The sequence below is a fragment of the Chromatiales bacterium genome (assembly GCA_020445605.1).
Lineage (GTDB): Bacteria > Pseudomonadota > Gammaproteobacteria > JAGRGH01 > JAGRGH01 > JAGRGH01.
Map to the genome: position 1 here is coordinate 1 of JAGRGH010000009.1, position 17,614 is coordinate 17,614.

The following is a 17,614-nucleotide window of genomic DNA, read 5'->3' on the forward strand; positions in this document are numbered from 1 at the left end:
GTGGCCGTGTCCGAACCGTCGGGATTGACGGTCCAGCCCAGATCGGTCTCGAAGTCGTCTTCGAACAGCGTGACGACGGAAGTGGCGCTGACCGGGGTGACGGTGATGTCGACCGAGTCCAGTGCCGAGTCCTCGCCGTCGGAGACGCTGACCGAGGCGGTGAACACCTGCGTGGACGCCACGTCGGGCGGTGTGTAGACCGGCGTCGGACTCGTCGGATCATCGAGCGAACCGGCACCCGGGGGCAGCGACCAGCTGTAGGACAGGGCGCTGGGGCCGGCATCCGGATCGTGGGCGCTGACCGCAAGCTGACTGGCCTGGCTCTCGTTGATCGCCGCAGGCGTGGCCGAGATCGAGTCGATAACCGGCGCCTGATTCGGTGGTGGAGGCGTGTCGCTGACGGTGATGTCGACCGAAGTCGACACCGCATCCTCGCCATCGGAGACGCTGACCGAGGCGGTGAACACCTGCGTGGACGCAACATCGGGCGGTGTGTAGACCGGCGTGGCACTGGTCGGATCATCGAGCGAACCGGCCCCCGGGGGTAGCGACCAACTGTAGGACAGGGCGCTGGGGCCGGTGTCCGGATCGTGGGCGCTGACTGCAAGCTGGCTGGTCTGGCTGTCGAAGATCACCGCCGGTGAGGCGGCAATCGAGTCGATGACTGGCGCGTCGTTGGGCAGCGGGATCGCGCCGAGACGCTGGAACCGGACAGCGTCGCCGGCAATCACCTCGCCGATGCCGCCTTCGATTTCGACCCAACCGGCGGAACCCGCTGCGAACAGGAAGTCCCCGATGAGGTTCCAGCGGCCGCCGTTGGTCGTCAGGTCCACATCGGTTTCCGTCGTGCCTTCGAGGCTTTGGACCCGCAGCGTGGCCGAATTGGAGTGCCCCGCGTCCCCTGGCCACCAGGCGAACACCCGGTATTCGCCATCCACGGGCAGGTTTGGCGTGAGGCGGTAGCGCGCGGCTGAGACCCCGTCGGACGCCTGATAGCTGCCGCGATAGCCGGTTGCGGTGTCGGTCTCCGAGAACAGGCCCGCCATGACGGTGCCGCCCAGGTCGTCATCGATGATCTGGTTGACGACCGGTTCGCCGCCGAGCAACAGCGAAGCAGCTGCGTTGACCTGGATGCGCGGGTAGATCATGCCCGTCGCGCCGTCGGTGATCGGCGCGCCGGTGATTTCCAGCGCCGCGAGAATTTCGTCAACCGAGGCGGCTGGCGCCGCAGAGCGTAACGCGGCAAAAGCGCCCGTGATGTGGGGCGCCGCCATCGAAGTGCCGCTGTAGTTCGCGTATCCGCTGCCGCTGACCGACGAATAGATCGAAACACCGGGGGCGAACAGGTCCAGCCAGGAGGCCCGGTTCGAAAAGCTCGCGACGAAATCGGAGGTGTCGCCGCTGGCGCCCGCCGTGACGCTGCCCGAAACACAGCCCGGTGCTCCGAGTGCAGTGGAATAGCCGCTGTTGGAGGCTGCCACCACGGTTGCGATATCGACACTTTTGAGCGACTCCACGGCGTTGGCAAAGCTGGCGAACACCAGGTCGCAAAACGCTGCGGTCGAATAGCTGCCGCCGCCGAGGCTCAGATTGGCGGCGGCGATCGGATAGCTCGCGCTCAGGTCGTAGACGTGGTCGAGCCCCGCGATGATGTCCGAGAAATACGCCTGCACGCAGGGCGCTGTGCTGGGCGAACAGTTCGCCGCGGAATCAAAGCGCGAGAACACCTGAATGGCGATGATGTCCGCATCCGGCGCCACGCCGTGCAGACCGGACTGATCCCCCGCGGCGGTGCCCGCCACGTGGGTGCCATGCGCGCAGCCGCTGATCGAGCACGGGCCACCACCCGGCGGGCCGATGAATTCTGCATCAGGCGCGGTGCCGGCGTCGGGGCCGTCCGGGCAAACGGAGGTCGAGGTTCCGGTGACCGTGCTGGAGAAACACGCCTCTGCGACCACCTTGCCAGACAGGAACGGGTGATTGGTCTGGACTCCGGTGTCGAGGATCGCCACGACCTGGCCCGCGCCGGTGTAGCCCGACGACCACAGGTTCGTTGCGCCGATCAGCGTCGTGCTCTGGGTCAGCGTCGGTTCGAAGCGTACGTCCGGTGTGATGTAACGCACATCGGCGCTGCGTTGCAGTTCGTCGAGGCCGTCGCGGTCCACGCTCAGGGTCAGATAGGGAAGATTCGTGTAGCGACGATGGACCCGTGATCGCGGACTGGCATTGTCGACAGCGCGGCGCAGTCGTTCCTGCGCCTGGGCGATACGCGGGTGGGCGCGCAGGCCGGCCCGTCGCTCACGGGGCGTAAGCGGGTCGGTCAACTCGACCACGACCCGCACCTCGCCGTTACGATCGGCCTCACGCTCCAGCCAGCCCCACATTCCGCGCGGCTGATGGGCGATGTCTGCGCGGGAAGGATGTCTCTCCGCGACCGCCGTCTGCGGCTGGCCGGTCACGGTCAGGGCGGCACAGAGCGCCCCGATGGCGCCCCAGAGTGAGCGCCGCGCGCCTCGCGAGGCGGCATTGCGGCGGCGGGTGAATCCGGAGATGTGGGTCAGCGGCTTCATCAAGGTTAAAAAGGTAGCAGCTTGCTCAGCGGGATTTCGTGTCGGAGGTCTCGTCTGGCGCCGGAAGGTCGGCCCCGGCGACGAACAGCAGGGGATCGACCGGCGTGGCGTTCAGATAGACCGTCCAATGCAGGTGCGGCCCGGTCACCCGACCGGTCGATCCGACCGTGCCGATGACCTGTCCGCGCTGCACCGCGTCCCCGACGCGAACGTCGATGCGGTCGAGGTGCGCGTACAGCGTGATCAGCCCCTGACCGTGGTCCACGAACACCACGTTGCCGCTGAAAAAGAAATCGTCGGCCTCGACGATGTGACCGGCCGCAGCGGCCGCAACCGGTGTGCCCCGCGGCGCGGCAATATCGAGCCCCGAGTGTGGGCTGCGTGCCTGGCCGTTGAAAAACCGGCGCAGTCCGAACGGACTGCTGAACGGGCCGCGCACTGGCAACTGAAGGGGGAAAGGGTCGATCTGTGGATCGGCCGTGAACACCGAACGGGCGCGGGCCTTGCGTGGTCCCTCGGCCGCGATGCGCGCCTGATCCTCGGGATTCGGGTCGACCTTGCGCTGGTTCTGGATGGTGAGACGCTGCTCGCGATACGCCTTCGCCCCGATCGCGAACGTCAGATTCCGGGGCGCGGAGCCATCCGCAGGTTCAATACGAACCGACTGCCGTCCGGGTTCGATCGACAACGGAATTCCGACCAGCGCAATCCATCGGTCCCGTTCGGCGCGGACCATGACCGGTCGGTTGTCGTAGAACGCCCGCGGCGCGGCGCTGGCGGTGGAACCCAGTTCGATCTGTGCGATGCCGCCTGGCACGGCGCTGGCATCCGGTAGTGCGGCCAGTGCCGATCCGCAGTTAAAAATCGCTGATAAAACAGCCGCATGGAGACGGAATATCATTTGATATCTCCATCGGGGTGGTCGTCAGACAGGTGCCCGATCACGCGACTTACGACGCGGCCGTCGGTCCAGCGCGTCGTGATTCGATCCCCGGGTGCGAGCGTGGCTGAACTGGCAAGTGCGCTGCCGTCGGCAGCGAAGGTCAGCGTGTAGCCGCGCCCCAGCAGGGCGATCGGACTGGCAGCGTGCAGGGCGCGTGCCGCAGCGGCGAGCCGTTCGTGCCTCCGTGCGTGCACAGCGTCGAAGACGCGGCGTGCCCGCAGGTGCAGCTGTTCCACGGATCGAACGGCGAGCTCCAGGCGGCTTCCCGGCGACCGCCGACCGAGCCGGTCGACGAGTTGCACGGCTGCGGTCTGCCGGGATGCAAGGCCGCCGCGCGCTACCGCCTTGAGTCGCCGACGGAGCGCATGGAGACGCTCGCGCGAGCGCAGCTGCTGCCGGCGTGGATCGACCCGCGCGAGCCTCTGAGTCATGCCTTGCAGGCCCTGTCGGCGGCGCGTGAATTCGCTGATCCACGCGCGCCGGATGCGCAGCTCCAGATCATCCGTACGCTGCAACCCGTCCTGTAGCGTTCGCCGCGGCCCGGCATTTGCGAGCCGGCGTGAGAGGTGATCGGCGGTCGTACGTCGGCCATCCGTCAGTTGCCGCAAAGCGCGCTGGAGGCGCGCCCGGTCGCGGCGGTGTCTGGAGATCAGGGCCGGTCCGTCCGGACTCAGCAACTCGGCGGCTGCCGACGGCGTGGCCCCGCGGACATCCGCGACCAGGTCCGCGATCGTGAAATCGACCTCGTGACCGATCGCCGCAACGACCGGAATGCGCGAGGCGGCGATTGCGCGCGCGAGGGCCTCGTCGTTGAAGGCCCAGAGGTCCTCCAGACTGCCGCCGCCGCGCGTGAGCAGCAGCAGGTCGCACTCCTCGCGTCGATTCGCGAGTTCGAGTGCGTCGATCAGTTCGCGAGGCGCCGCATCGCCCTGCACGGCGGCGGGAAACACCAGTACGTTGAGCGCCGGATACCGGCGGCGCAGCACGCTCAGCACATCGTGCAGGGCGGCACCGGCCGGCGAGGTGATCACGCCGAGCTGACGCGGAAACTCCGGCAGGGCGCGTTTGCGGGCCTGAGCAAACAGTCCCTCGGCTTCGAGTCGTGCGCGCAGCTGATCGAATCTGGCGCGCAACAGGCCCTCGCCACCGGCCTCGAGGCTGTCGACGACCAGCTGGTACTCGCCCCGGGCTTCGTAGATCGAGATGCGCCCGCGTGCCAGCACCTGCATGCCGTCGCGCGGCTCGAAGGCCAGCGAGGCGCTGCGCATGCGGAACATTGCACAGCGCAGCTGGGCGAGGTCGTCTTTCAGACTGAAGTACAGATGGCCGGAGGCGGCGCGCTTGAATCCGGAGATTTCCGCCTCGACCGCAACGGATCCGAGTCCACGCTCGATCAGCAGGCGAGCTTCACGATTCAGGCGCGAGACGGAATACGGCTCGGCGGTCGCGATGGTGATTTGTGGTCGGGCTTCGGTCACGGGTGAAGAAGGTGGAGAAACGGTCGCAGGGCACTGGATCAGCAGGCAGCGGCGTTGCGGAATCGAAACGCTCCAAGCCTCCAGAGTACGGGCGGTTCAGGTGCGGGATTGTACCGACCCTGCAGAGCCGTGTCGGGATCGGCTGTGGCGCCGGATCCATTCTCAGAAATTACCATAACAAAAATATGCAACCAATTGAAAAACGGACATAAAACCCTGCTAATGCCGTGCCGAAAGCTGATGCTGACGACAAGCCGGGCCACGGCTCTCGGTGCCGGACGGGCCCCGCAATTTACAGCGCCCCAAAAAGAAAAAGCCGGGCAGGGCCCGGCTTCGTTGCTTGCTGTGACCCGCGCGGGTTACAGATAGCTTGGATGCATGTTTGTCTTGGCACGCTCCGACGTGGCCTGCTCGTAGCCGCGCTCGCCTTCCATCTGCGCCTTCTTGAGCATTTTCAGGGCAGAGTCATAGTCCAGTTTTTCCGCTGCCGCCATCGCGTCCTTGATGTGCTTGCCGGTGTCGCGCCATTCGCCGTCGACCGACGCGGCCTTCTTCTGGGCGGCCTTCGCCGCAGCGAGGGCGGAATCGTATTTGTTCTGCTGTTCGTACAGCGTGTTGCCGCTGCTCACGCAACCGCCGACGGCGATCACGAGCGCTGCGGCCGCGGGAACGAGGATCTTCTTCATGCCAGCCTCCAGGATTGATTTCGTTTTCTGGTGTTTCACTCTGCGCACTCCACGCGAATGGCCAAGGCCACGCGAATTATTGCAGACGCTTATCGCAGGTACGACGGGCGGCTGTTGTCGCGCACGGACTCAGAATCGGCTTGGGCCTTGCCCAGTTCGGCCTGTTTCTGAGCCTTGTTCGCGAGCTTGACGGCCGAGTCAAAGTCGCCTTTGGCAGCGGCTTCGTCGGCTTCTTTTAGGAACTTGCTGATGTCGCGCCATTCGCCTCCGGCCGTCGAAGCGGCCTTTTGGGCGGTTTCGGCGCTGGCCTTGGCGGCCTCGTAGCCCGCCTTGGTCGTGCCCGCGATGGCGGCACTGGTGAGTAGCGACAGGGTCAGCGCGGTCGCGGTGGCGACCAGTCGGGTCTTGAGCATCGGGTATCTCCTCCAGTCTTAAGGTGGCCGGCGACCGTATGGTGCCAGGCTCTAATTTCCAGCAAGGTTAGCGATGTTCCCGGGCGTGCGTCAATTCCACGCTATAATCCGCCGCCCATTTCAAGCCCGATCTGCCCCCATGCGCCTGACCGAAGAAGCCCTGACCTTCGACGACGTGCTCCTGCTGCCGGCCCATTCGCGGGTTCTGCCCAACGAGGTCGATTTGCGGACCCGGCTGACCCGGGATATCGAGCTGAACATCCCCCTGATCTCGGCGGCCATGGACACCGTCACCGAGGCGCGGCTGGCCATTGCGCTCGCGCAGGAAGGTGGCATCGGCGTCGTGCACAAGAATCTCTCGGTTGAGCGCCAGGCGGCCGAAGTGCGCAACGTCAAGAAGTTTGAAAGTGGCGTGATCAAAGAACCGATCACCGTTGGACCGAGGACCACCATTGGCGAGGTCATGGCCCTGACGCGCGCGAACCGGATTTCCGGCGTGCCGGTGGTCGACGGCGATGAACTCGTGGGTATTGTCACGGGACGCGATCTGCGATTCGAGACCCGCTTGGACGCGCCGGTCAGCGCGGCGATGACGCCGAAGGATCGTCTGGTCACCGTTCGCGAGGGCGCCGGGCGGGCCGAGGTGATCGACCTGCTGCACAAAAACCGCATCGAAAAGGTGCTGGTCATCAACGACAGGTTCCAGCTGCGTGGCCTGATCACGGTAAAGGACATCCAGAAGTCGCAGGACAAGCCGCGTTCGTGCAAGGACGACCTCGGGCGCCTGCGCGTGGGCGCGGCCGTCGGCACCGGGCCGGACAACGATGTGCGCATCGAGGCTCTGGTCGACGCCGGCGTCGATGTGATCGTCGTGGACACCGCCCACGGCCATTCCCAGGGCGTGCTGGATCGCGTCGCCTGGGTCAAGAAACGCTTCCCGCAGGTGCAGGTCATCGGCGGCAATATCGCGACCGCCGAGGCCGCGAAGGCACTGGCCAAGGCCGGTGCGGACGCCGTCAAGGTCGGCATCGGGCCAGGCTCGATCTGTACCACCCGAATCGTCGCGGGCGTCGGCGTGCCGCAGATCACCGCCATCGTGAACGTCGCGCGTGGGCTCGAAGGCACGGACATTCCCTTGATCGCCGATGGTGGCATTCGCTATTCCGGCGACATCGCCAAGGCCATCGCTGCGGGCGCGCACTGCGTGATGATTGGCAGCCTGTTTGCCGGCACCGACGAGGCCCCGGGCGAGGTCGAACTGTTCCAGGGGCGTTCCTACAAGGCGTATCGCGGCATGGGTTCGCTGGGCGCGATGGCGCAGCGCGAAAGTTCCAAAGATCGTTACTTCCAGGACGACACCGATGATCCGGATAAACTCGTCCCGGAAGGCATTGAAGGCCGAGTGCCGTACAAGGGCAGCATGCTGAACATCGTTCATCAGTTGCTCGGCGGCGTGCAGGCCTCGATGGGCTACACCGGCAGCGAGACAATCGACGCCATGCGCACGCGTCCGCAGTTTGTGCGGATCACGAATGCCGGCATCCACGAGAGCCACGTGCACGACGTGCAGATCACCAAGGAAGCGCCGAACTACGGTCGTCGCTCGTAGCCCGCGCGTCGCGGACTAAGCACTGTCAAACCGCCTGGAGCCGCAAGCGTGACGACGGACATTCATGCCGATCGCATTCTCATTCTGGATTTCGGCTCCCAGTACACCCAACTGATCGCCCGGCGGGTGCGTGAGGCGGGCGTCTACTGCGAGATTCACCCCTGGGACGGCGACGTCGCGGCGATGCGCGATTTCGCTGCGCGCGGTATCGTGCTGTCCGGCGGCCCCGAGACCGTCACCGCTGATTCCACGCCCCGCGCACCGGCGTTCGTGTTCGAAACCGGCGTGCCGGTGCTCGGCATCTGCTATGGCATGCAGACCATGGCGGCGCAGCTTGGCGGCGAGGTCGCGGCATCGGCCAAACGTGAATACGGCTACGCACGCGTGCGCGCCCGCGGTCACTCGCGGCTGCTGCGCGAGATCGAGGATCACACGAGCCCTGAAGGCTACGGACTGCTCGATGTCTGGATGAGCCATGGCGATCGCGTCGAGGCGCTGCCGCCGGGTTTCTCGGTGATTGCCCAGACCGATTCAGCGCCGCTGGCCGGCATGGCCGACGAATCACGCGGCTACTACGGCGTGCAGTTCCACCCGGAAGTCACGCATACGCGCCAGGGTCAGCGCATCATCGAACGCTTCGTGCACGAGATTTGCGGCTGCCAGGCCTTGTGGACACCGGGCAACATCATCGACGACAGCATAGCGCATCTGCGCCAGCAGCTCGGGACCGACCGCGTGATTCTCGGGCTTTCGGGCGGCGTGGATTCCTCGGTCGTCGCCGCGCTGCTGCATCGCGCGATTGGCGATCGTCTCACCTGTGTGTTCGTCGACAACGGCCTGCTGCGTCTGAACGAGGGCGATCAGGTCATGGCGACCTTCGCGCGGCATATGGGGGTGAAGGTGATCCGCGTGGATGCCGCCGAAGAGTTCATGGCCGCACTCAAGGGGGTTGACGACCCCGAGGCCAAGCGCAAGATCATCGGCAACCGGTTCATCGAGGTGTTCGAGCGCGAAGCCGCAAAAATCGACGACGCGCGCTGGCTCGCCCAGGGCACGATCTATCCCGATGTCATCGAGTCGGCCGGCGCTCGCACGGGCAAGGCGCACGTGATCAAGTCACATCACAACGTCGGCGGCCTGCCCGCGCACATGAACCTGAAACTCTGCGAACCGCTGCGCGAGCTGTTCAAGGACGAAGTCCGCAGGATCGGCGTCGAACTCGGCCTGCCGTCCGACATGGTCTACCGGCATCCGTTTCCGGGGCCGGGGCTGGGCGTGCGCATCCTCGGTGAGGTGAAGCCGGACTACGCGGACACACTGCGTCAGGCCGACGCCATCTTCATCGATGAATTGCGCGAGGCCGGTCATTACGACGAAGTCAGCCAGGCTTTTGCGGTGTTTCTGCCCGTCAAGTCGGTGGGGGTCGTCGGCGATGCGCGCGCGTACGAGCATGTCGTGGTATTGCGGGCGGTGGTTACCGTCGACTTCATGACCGCGCGCTGGGCCGAACTTCCATACGCGTTTCTGGATCACGTCTCGCGGCGCATCATCAACGAGGTGCCCGGCGTCTCGCGCGTCGCCTACGACATCTCGGGCAAACCGCCCGCGACCATCGAGTGGGAGTAGCGCAGATCCGGCACTGCCTGGCACTCACAGGCATCTAGCTGCAGTAAGTACGTAAAACCAATCACTTATCCTCACTTCTGTCTGGCAACGTCTGGCACTGGCAGGCATCGGCAAGCAGTTACCCGAATTTTTCAATGGTATAAATCATGGTATCACCACCCCCAGGTGTTGTGCGGTGCGCCAATACCATGCCTTGTGTTTCAAGCCATTCATGGTATCGGTGATTATCCATGTGTCCTGCCGGTTTTTGTCCCTGCAGTTCGTGAACGCTTGCTAGATGTCCGGGACCGTATGGTAGAGACCAGCTGGAAGTGGACGATACGAAACATTCACTTATCCATAACGTCCATCAATCCTTGTCTGGATCAATGGCTCGAATAAATAAACCAGCATCAGTACGAAGGCGCCGATCCATAAAAACTGCGACATCTGTACAAGCAACAAGTAGTGTTCCATCGCTACTAGCGGTAGCAGGGCACGCGTCACTGCGCCAGCCGTCAATAACAGGAAGATAGCCGCGATGCCCGCAGGCGGCTGAAATACGTTGCGGCCGGTATGACCCAGGGTAACGCGTGTCATCATTCCCGTAGTGACCAGGCCAATGCCGCCATAGGTCATCGCATGCAGGCCGAGTGATGCATGCATGCCAAATACATGTGCGGTACCCCGCAACAGGAATCCCAACGTGATGAACAGGATCGCCATATGCAACACCCACACCAGCGGAAGGCGCCAGATCTCCGGGCTGTGCCAGCCGTACAGTCTGATTGCGTTGGCCGCAAAACAGATGAGCCCGCTTATGAGTAACAGGTTCTGCCAGGACATGATGTCGGCCAACACGAACACCAGCAACGCAATCAACGAGACCTGTGGCACAAAACGGTATTCCCGCACGCGATCGCCATCATTGATAGCGTTCCGGGTAAAGGGCGCCACGACACGTTGCGCCATCACCAGGATCAGGCCGATGACGGTATACACCGCAATGAGCAGGGCGGGGCGGGCGTAAGCTTTATCAAGCCAGCCGCAGGCGGAGGCCAGGAAGACGGCATCCAGCGCAAACAGCAGAACCAACTTGCCAAGAATGCCCCGTTGGGCCTTGTTGCCGGCAGCAATCAACGGACGTATCAATGCCGTCAGCAGCAACAGGTAAAACAGGCTGCTGGACACCAGCATGATCCGCATCAACTCTGTGGATGGAGCCAGTGCGAGCAGTCTCGATACCAGCCACAGCCCGAATAGCAGTAACAGTGTCCGACCTTGCGCGGTCTTGCCGCCAGTCCAGTTCTGTACCGCAGTGAGCAGGAAGCCGGCGATCACGGCCATGGCGTAGCCAAATACCATCTCGTGTCCATGCCAGAGCGCAGGGCCTACGGTATCGAGGTCGAGCCCGGTATGCTGCATCAGTTGCAGCGACCAGAGGCCCATGGCAACGATCGAATAGATCATCGCTCCGAGGAAGAACGGACGGAAACCCGTCTGAACTATGGCTGGTAATTCTGCAGTGCTGTTACTGTCAGCGTTCACGTTTCATCCTGTGTAGTGCGGGTGCGGCAAGGGATTGCGGACTGGATCGGGTATGCCATCGTTAGCGGCGATAGAGTATGATAGTGTCGTCGGTGGAGTTATGTAACCCGCTGATAGCCTTGAAAATCAAGGCCTGCCTAAATTACTTTCGAGGGCAACATGCATCCTCAATACCTGGACGATGCGCAGCGGGGTCATGCACGCCAAAGCATGAGACACAGCATACTGTTTTCCAGTTTAAGCAAAGACCAGCTGGAGCGGGTGCTCATTCATACCCGCCACGTTCGTTTGCGTGAACGCGAGGTGTTGTTTGAGCAACACCAGCCGGCCACCGATTTTTATCTCCTGCAGGCAGGAAGGATCAAGGTCGCGATCGTTTCGCGGGATGGTCACGAAAAGATAATCGATTTGCTCAACCCTGGCGCAACCTTTGCGGAAGCCGTGCTGTTTTCCGGCGATCATTCGTATCCTGTCACTGCCAGCGCACTGGTTGACAGTGAGGTCTGGGCAATCGATTCAGATACGTACAAGGATATTTTACGCCAGTCGATTGATGCCTGTTTCGCGGTACTGGCCCAAATGAGTCGACGCTTGCATTGGCAGCTGACTGAAATTGACCGGCTCTCGCTGCACAGCGCGGCGTTTCGGTTGATCGCCTTTTTGCTCGACGAGGTGCCGAGTACGGATTTGCAGAGCAGCGTCGTGCAGTTCGATACGCCAAAGCATGTGATTGCCTCCCGGCTGTCCATGACGCCAGAGACCTTCTCACGGGTGCTGTCAAAGTTGTCTGACGGTGGCTATCTGCATGTCAATGACAACACCGTACAGATCAGGGATATCGAGAAACTTCGCGAGTATCTGCGCTCGGGTAGTCCAGTCTAGGCAGTAAGTCGGGCGTACAGGCGCGGCAAGGTTGCCGGGAGTTCGCGTGCGTTGCGCACATGCAGGTAACCACTGCTGCCAAACAGGTAGGGCAGATAGGTATCGGCCTTGCGATCGATGGTGACGCAGAAGGGGCGCAAGCCCGATCGCGTCGCATCGCTCAATGCCTTGCGCGTATCCTCGATGCCGTAGCGTCCTTCATACAGGTCAAGATCGTTGGGCTTGCCGTCGGTCAGGATCAGTAACAGGCGGTGACTGCTGGATTCCTGTGCGAGCACGTCCGTCGCATAGCGAATGGCCGCACCCATGCGCGTGTAGTATGCGGGGCGGATGGTCGCGATCCGGCCGCGGCATTCGTCGTTGTATGTCTCGGCGAAGCGCTTGAGCAGGGTCATGCGTATATGATCCCTGCGCCTGGAGGAGAATCCGTACAGCGCGTAGCGGTCTCCGGTGGCAGCCAGGGATTCGGAGAACAGGAACAGCGTTTCCCGGATGACATCGATGACGCGCTGATCATCGCTGACGTGGCTGTCCGTTGACAGTGACAGGTCAGCCAGCAGCAGGCAGGACAGGTCACGTTCGGCATTGTGGAAACTTCGGAACAGCCCGGAGTCATCACCCGCCTGCCCCCGCCTGCGTTCAGCTTGCCAGGCGATACAGGCGTCGATATCCAGTTCGCTGCCCTCCGGTTGCGCCCGTTGCCAGATCCTGCGCGGTTTCAGTTCCTCGAACAGGGCGCGCAGCTTTCGGGCACGGCCAGACAGCGCCTGCGGAAGCGGCATCGGTACGACGTCCCGCGGCATAAATTCCTGTACCTGGCAGTGCGCGGGCAACCATTGCGCGCTGCGGTAATCCCACTCCGGCAGTGTGATGTCACCGCTGATGAGAATGTCGTCGTGCTCCTCGGCAGGCAGGTCGAGATCGAAACGCACCCGGGAGGCCGTGGTTTTCCGTTCCCGCGACAGGCTCAACACGTCCATATCGTCCAGCGCGCCGGCCACATCCTTGTCGAGGGTTTCCTCGGTTTCCCGGTCCACGGCCGCATATTCTGCGCGGGTGAACAGGCTCTCCAGGCGAAACGCCAGCAACCCGCCCCGTTCGCCCGGCGGGTCGACCCGTTGCCCCATCCGGCGACGGCCATCCTCGACATCATGGCAATCCTGGCTGGGTGAGGCCTCGTCGTCGTTCGAAACCGATGCCCTGGCTACCGCCATCGTTGGGGGCTCGGGATGCAACCACAACGGCACCGGGAAGATCCGCGTTTCAGCGGGTAGACGGGGATGATCGCGTGCTTCCGGGTTGCGCAAGGCATGGCGTATCGCCGTTTCTGTGGACAGCCGGTTGTGGTGTCGTCCGGATGGCAGCGGGCGTTGCGCTATGTGGGCCTCGACCAGCCGCTGATAGCGCACGCGCAGCCCGGGATACCTTTCCAGCAACGCCGTGACAGCCCGGGTGCTGCGCTGCAGCCAGTTCTCTGCCGGGTTTGGGCAGGGTATTGCGGCGAGCGCGGCCAGCCACAGGTACAGGTCGCGGTTGAGCCCGGTCTCTGGAAAGACAGCAATGGATGCCGGTAGACGCAGCGTTTCCTCGTCGCGCCAGGCCCATTCTACGGTTCGCCCGACGCCTGCGATGCGTTGCGCCAGCTGGCGTGGTGACCGACTGGTCGTGGCTGTTGCCGCTTCTACCCGCAGCCCCGGATCGTCACCCAGGGCGCGAAACAATATCGCGACGGACTGGCGAACGTCGGTGAGCCGCAGCGCGTGTTCCGGGTAGTCCTGGCGTGCGAGACGGGTGGCGACCCGGTGCCAGATGCGACCGACAAGTTCCTCCATGTCAGTACCTGTTGTGCGAACCCGCAGGGTCGGCGGCTTGACCGTGTTTGCCGGCATGCGCAAGCGGTCGCTCGAGCGCATCCGGCCCCGATGCCATGACCAGCACACTGGGCGGATCATGGCTGGCGTTGACGTTCTCGCAGGCCTGTACGCAGAGCTGGCACTGGGTGCATGACCACATGCGGCGTTTGCTGCCGCGTGGTTTCAGGCGCATCGGGCAGGCGTGCTCGCAGGATGCGTCGCAGCTCGCGCAGGCCCGCGCATGCCGGTGGTCGAACTTCACCACCAGCGCCTTGCGGTTTCCCATCCAGGCCAGGCTCTGGAACAGGCCAACGGCGCAGCCGTAGCGGCAGAACAGATGCCTGGCGAAGGTAAACTCGATGATGAAGAGTGCGGTGCCGACCGCTATGAACGACGTTTGATTGCGGGTCAGCGTCGCGTGCACGAGGTTATGCCAGATTTCCAGTGGTGGCAGCAGGTAGGTGAGCAGCGAAACGGCCCACAGCAGGGCAAAACCGATAACCGCGGGTATGACCATGAGCCACCAGGCAGAAGAGGGTGTGATCCGGGTGCCGTCCGCCTGCGCCTCCGGCAAAGCGGTATTATCCCAGAGCGACAGCCGCCCGCAGGCGCGCCGCATCAGACCGTTGATAATCTGCACCACGCTGAAATGCGGGCACAGCCAGCCACAGTACAGGCGCCCGTAACGCCAGGCAATCCACAACGCCAGCGCCACGAAGGCCAGTACCGGCAGCAAACCGCGCAGGAGCACATTCATGCTGAGCTGCGCTTGCGGGTCGCTTTCGATCCCCAGTGTCCAGGCCTGTCCCAGTATGATGAAGTGGCCCTGTGTGAGGTCGTAGCGAAACAGGTCCAGTGGCGGAGCCAGGATGAACAGCAGAAAAAATCCGCCACGCGTCACCAGGCGGAGTTTCTGGGTCCGGTTCATGCGGGCAGGTGGCGGCCGATGAGTGGATAGCGCCAGGTCTGGCCGGCCAGCGCACGTACTAGTCCGATCACACCGCACAGGATCAGGGTGCTATGGATGAAGGTGAAGTACAGCACGGCAACCACCCAGGTGTAGGCCGCATCCAGGCCGCCCGTCGCAACGATGACCGCGAGGATGATGACGATCAGGCCGCCGCCGATAATACTGACTCCGGTGGTCTGCGTCAGGTGATTGAGCGCCAGCGGCGGGCTGTGGCGGCGTTGCAGCAGGAACAGTATGAGCAGCGCAAGAAAGGCGACCCCCGGCAGTAACATCAGGTTAACGAGGTAGAGTACCTCGGCGCTGACGGCCAGCGCCTGGCCCGGGGTCTTGTCCATGGTGTCAACCCAGGCTGGCCTGCACGACTTCCATCAGGGCGTCGATGGTCGCGGGGTCGTCACTCAGGGGTTCGATCAAAGACGCGCGGGCGCTTTCGATCGGGTCAAAACCATCACGGATGAGACGAGCGCAGTAAATCAACAGGCGGGTGGATACCGATTCTTCCAGGTCATGATCCTTGAGCGCACGCAGGTTGCCACCCAGTTGCACGAGTCGGCCTGCTGCGACGGCATCCACGCCCGCCTCTGCGCTGATGATCTCGGTTTCTTCCTTAGCTGGCGGGTAATCGAAACGCAGCGATACGAAGCGCTGGCGGGTGGAGGGTTTCATACCCTTGAACAGGTTCTGGTAACCCGGGTTGTATGAAACCACCAGCATGAATTCCGGCGGGGCATGAAGGGTCTCGCCCGTGCGTTCGATGGGCAGGATACGCCGGTCATCAGACAGCGGGTGCAGCACGACCGTGGTGTCCTTGCGCGCCTCGACGATTTCATCGAGATAACAGATAGCGCCTTCACGCAACGCGCGGGTCAGCGGCCCGTCATGCCAGCAGGTGCCGCCATCGCTGAGTAGATGACGGCCGACCAGGTCGGCCGCGGTGAGATCGTCGTGACAGGCTACGGTGTACAGCGGCCGGCCGAGGCGCGCGGCCATGTGTTCGACGAAACGCGTCTTGCCACAGCCGGTGGGTCCTTTTAGCAACACCGGGAGCTGGTTGCGCCAGGCGTAGCCGAACAGTTCCACTTCGCCCGCACGCGGGCGATAGTATGGCACTGTCTCGTGCGAATGCCTTAATTTATCGGTACTCGGCATAGTCAGTCCGGTGTTGCCCGGCTCTTAACCCTAGCGGGAAAGAACCGGGCAGCTCTGTTGCCGTATCAGTTTGACTCAAGCGCATAGCGCTCGCCACCCTTGACGAAAAACGAGATCACGTACATGACCAGGCCAATCATGAACACGACCCCGGCCAGTTCACGCAGCCAGTAGAACAGTTCGATCTTCTCCTGCACCGCCATGAACGGCATGGGCGTGTCCGAGTAACGCTGTAGATAGACCTGCAGTACACCGGCGGCGGTGAGGAACAGGGTGATGAACACCATGGACACCGTCATGAACCAGAATGACCACATCTCCAGTACCTGGGAGCGCATGTCGCTGGCTTCCTGTCCGCGCAGTTTCGGCATGGAGTAGGAAATCATGGTCAACACGATCATGACATAGGCGCCGAAGAAGGCCATGTGACCGTGAGCGGCGGTGATCTGCGTGCCGTGGGTGTAGTAGTTTATGGGAGCCAGGGTATGCAGGAATCCCCATACACCCGCGCCCAGGAAGGCCATGACGGCGGTACCCAACGCCCACAGTACAGCGGCCTGGTTAGGATGCTGTCGCCTTCTCTGGTTGACCATATTGAAGGCAAACACGGTCATCATGAAGAACGGCAAGGGTTCCAGGGCGGAGAAGATGGAGCCCCACCACTGCCAGTACTCCGGGGTGCCGATCCAGAAGTAGTGATGTCCCGTGCCAATGATGCCGGTGATCAGGGCCATCGCGATGATGACATACAGCCATTTTTCGATGACCTCGCGGTCCACGCCCGTGACTTTAATGAGAACGAAAGCCAGGATCGCGCCGAGGATCAGCTCCCAGACGCCCTCTACCCACAGGTGAACCACCCACCACCAGTAGAACTTGTCCTTGACCAGGTTATCCGGATTGTAGAACGAGAACAGGAACAGCAGCGCCAGTCCCAACAGGCCCGTCAACAGCACCAGATTGACGACGGTCTTGCGCCCTTTGAGCACGGTCATGCCGACGTTGTAGAGAAAGCCCAGCGCCACGACGACGATACCGATCTTGGTGATGGTCGGCTGTTCCAGGAACTCCCGGCCCATGGTCGGGAAGTATTCATTACCGGTCAGCGCCGCGAGGCCGGCGTAAGGCACCAGCAGATAGCCGAGTACCGTGAGTGCGCCGGCGACCAGGAATACCCAGAACAGCAGGATGGCAAGCCCGGGGCTGTGGATCTCGCATTCGCATTCCTCGGGCACCAGGTAGTAGGCCGCCCCCATGAAACCGAACAGCAGCCACACGATCAACAGATTGGTATGCACCATGCGCGCCACGTTGAACGGGATTTCCGGAAACATGAAGTCGCCCCAGACGTACTGCAGTCCGAGGACCAGGCCGAACAGGATCTGGCCGACGAACAGACCGATGGCGGCGATGAAGTAGGGTTTGGCAACGGTTTGGGATTGATATTTCATGGTCAAGTCCTCCTCAGCCCTGAACGTTCGGTGGCCAGCCAGCGGCGTCGATCTCGCTGGTGTATTTCAGAAACTCCGCGATGGCTTCCAGTTCTTCGTCGGAGAGATTGAATTGCGGCATGCTGCGCCGCCCCGGAATACCCTCGGCAGGGCGACTGCGAATAAAGCCGATGATCGCCTCGGTCGAGTTGCCGAACCGGGTGTAGACATTACCGAGTTCGGGGGCGTAATAGGCGCCTTCGCCCAGCAGGGTGTGACAGCCAATGCAGTTGTTTTCCTCCCAGACGAGCTTGCCGAGCGCCACCTGTTCGGTCAGGGCCACGCGGTTGTCACGACTGACAATGGCGCGGTCGGTATGGAAGGTCAGGGCGAGAAACAGGAGGATGAAAAAAACACTGCCTCCGTAATAGATGTTTCTCGCCATGCTCTTGGTGAATATCGTGCTCATGGCAGGTCT

General features: G+C 62.9%; 15 protein-coding genes. 3 read left to right on the top strand and 12 right to left on the bottom strand.

From position 1 onward, the window contains the following. From KDG50_01845 to KDG50_01865, 5 genes are all read right to left on the bottom strand, one after another. Positions 1–2,573: S8 family serine peptidase (locus tag KDG50_01845; GenBank protein ID MCB1864145.1), on the bottom strand; the 2,573-nt coding region annotated here is incomplete at its 3' end. 22 nt (positions 2,574–2,595) lie between these two features. Further along, positions 2,596–3,471 carry a peptidoglycan DD-metalloendopeptidase family protein gene (locus KDG50_01850; protein MCB1864146.1) on the bottom strand — a complete coding sequence of 292 codons (876 nt, stop codon included), beginning with the start codon at positions 3,469–3,471 and terminating at the stop codon, positions 2,596–2,598. Then, positions 3,468–4,991 (bottom strand): exodeoxyribonuclease VII large subunit, encoded by a 1,524-nt coding sequence (xseA, locus tag KDG50_01855; protein MCB1864147.1) that lies wholly within the window; start codon positions 4,989–4,991, stop codon positions 3,468–3,470. Before xseA ends, KDG50_01850 begins: the two co-directional genes overlap by 4 nt. Before the next feature lie 359 nt (positions 4,992–5,350). Next, positions 5,351–5,677 carry a hypothetical protein gene (locus KDG50_01860; protein MCB1864148.1) on the bottom strand — a complete coding sequence of 109 codons (327 nt, stop codon included), beginning with the start codon at positions 5,675–5,677 and terminating at the stop codon, positions 5,351–5,353. Positions 5,678–5,766: 89 nt separating this feature from the next. After that, positions 5,767–6,090 carry a hypothetical protein gene (locus KDG50_01865; protein MCB1864149.1) on the bottom strand — a complete coding sequence of 108 codons (324 nt, stop codon included), beginning with the start codon at positions 6,088–6,090 and terminating at the stop codon, positions 5,767–5,769. A 139-nt stretch (positions 6,091–6,229) separates the two neighbouring features. On the opposite strand from KDG50_01865, the gene guaB reads away from it, so the two are divergent. Next, the gene (gene guaB, locus KDG50_01870) at positions 6,230–7,699 is read left to right on the top strand and encodes an IMP dehydrogenase (protein ID MCB1864150.1); all 1,470 of its coding nucleotides are present in this window, start codon (positions 6,230–6,232) and stop codon (positions 7,697–7,699) included. 48 nt (positions 7,700–7,747) lie between these two features. Next, entirely contained in the window at positions 7,748–9,325 is a 1,578-nt protein-coding gene (gene guaA / locus KDG50_01875) for a glutamine-hydrolyzing GMP synthase (protein ID MCB1864151.1), read from the top strand. Positions 9,326–9,658: 333 nt separating this feature from the next. On the opposite strand, the gene KDG50_01880 is transcribed toward guaA, so the two are convergent. Beyond that, positions 9,659–10,852 (bottom strand): NnrS family protein, encoded by a 1,194-nt coding sequence (locus KDG50_01880; protein MCB1864152.1) that lies wholly within the window; start codon positions 10,850–10,852, stop codon positions 9,659–9,661. Between the two features lie 159 nt (positions 10,853–11,011). Here KDG50_01880 and KDG50_01885 point away from each other — a divergent pair, with 159 nt between their 5' ends. Beyond that, complete coding sequence (locus tag KDG50_01885; GenBank protein ID MCB1864153.1) at positions 11,012–11,734, top strand: Crp/Fnr family transcriptional regulator; 723 nt, start codon at positions 11,012–11,014, stop codon at positions 11,732–11,734. Here KDG50_01885 and KDG50_01890 read toward each other — a convergent pair. The 6 genes from KDG50_01890 to KDG50_01915 all read right to left on the bottom strand — a co-directional run bounded on the left by KDG50_01890 (position 11,731) and on the right by KDG50_01915 (position 17,605). Then, on the bottom strand, positions 11,731–13,566 hold the full coding sequence (locus tag KDG50_01890; protein MCB1864154.1) for a VWA domain-containing protein: 1,836 nt from the start codon (positions 13,564–13,566) through the stop codon (positions 11,731–11,733). The two genes, KDG50_01885 and KDG50_01890, sit on opposite strands and share 4 nt — an antisense overlap. A 1-nt stretch (position 13,567) precedes the next feature. Continuing rightward, positions 13,568–14,515: a 4Fe-4S binding protein gene (locus KDG50_01895; GenBank protein MCB1864155.1), complete on the bottom strand. Its 948-nt coding sequence runs from the start codon at positions 14,513–14,515 to the stop codon at positions 13,568–13,570. Then, on the bottom strand, positions 14,512–14,892 hold the full coding sequence (locus tag KDG50_01900; protein ID MCB1864156.1) for a hypothetical protein: 381 nt from the start codon (positions 14,890–14,892) through the stop codon (positions 14,512–14,514). Before KDG50_01900 ends, KDG50_01895 begins: the two co-directional genes overlap by 4 nt. Positions 14,893–14,896: 4 nt before the next feature. Further along, positions 14,897–15,706 carry a CbbQ/NirQ/NorQ/GpvN family protein gene (locus tag KDG50_01905; protein ID MCB1864157.1) on the bottom strand — a complete coding sequence of 270 codons (810 nt, stop codon included), beginning with the start codon at positions 15,704–15,706 and terminating at the stop codon, positions 14,897–14,899. A 65-nt stretch (positions 15,707–15,771) separates the two neighbouring features. Then, the gene (locus tag KDG50_01910) at positions 15,772–17,157 is read right to left on the bottom strand and encodes a cbb3-type cytochrome c oxidase subunit I (protein ID MCB1864158.1); all 1,386 of its coding nucleotides are present in this window, start codon (positions 17,155–17,157) and stop codon (positions 15,772–15,774) included. A 13-nt stretch (positions 17,158–17,170) separates the two neighbouring features. Then, on the bottom strand, positions 17,171–17,605 hold the full coding sequence (locus tag KDG50_01915) for a cytochrome c (GenBank protein ID MCB1864159.1): 435 nt from the start codon (positions 17,603–17,605) through the stop codon (positions 17,171–17,173). Between the last annotated feature and the right edge of the window lie 9 nt (positions 17,606–17,614).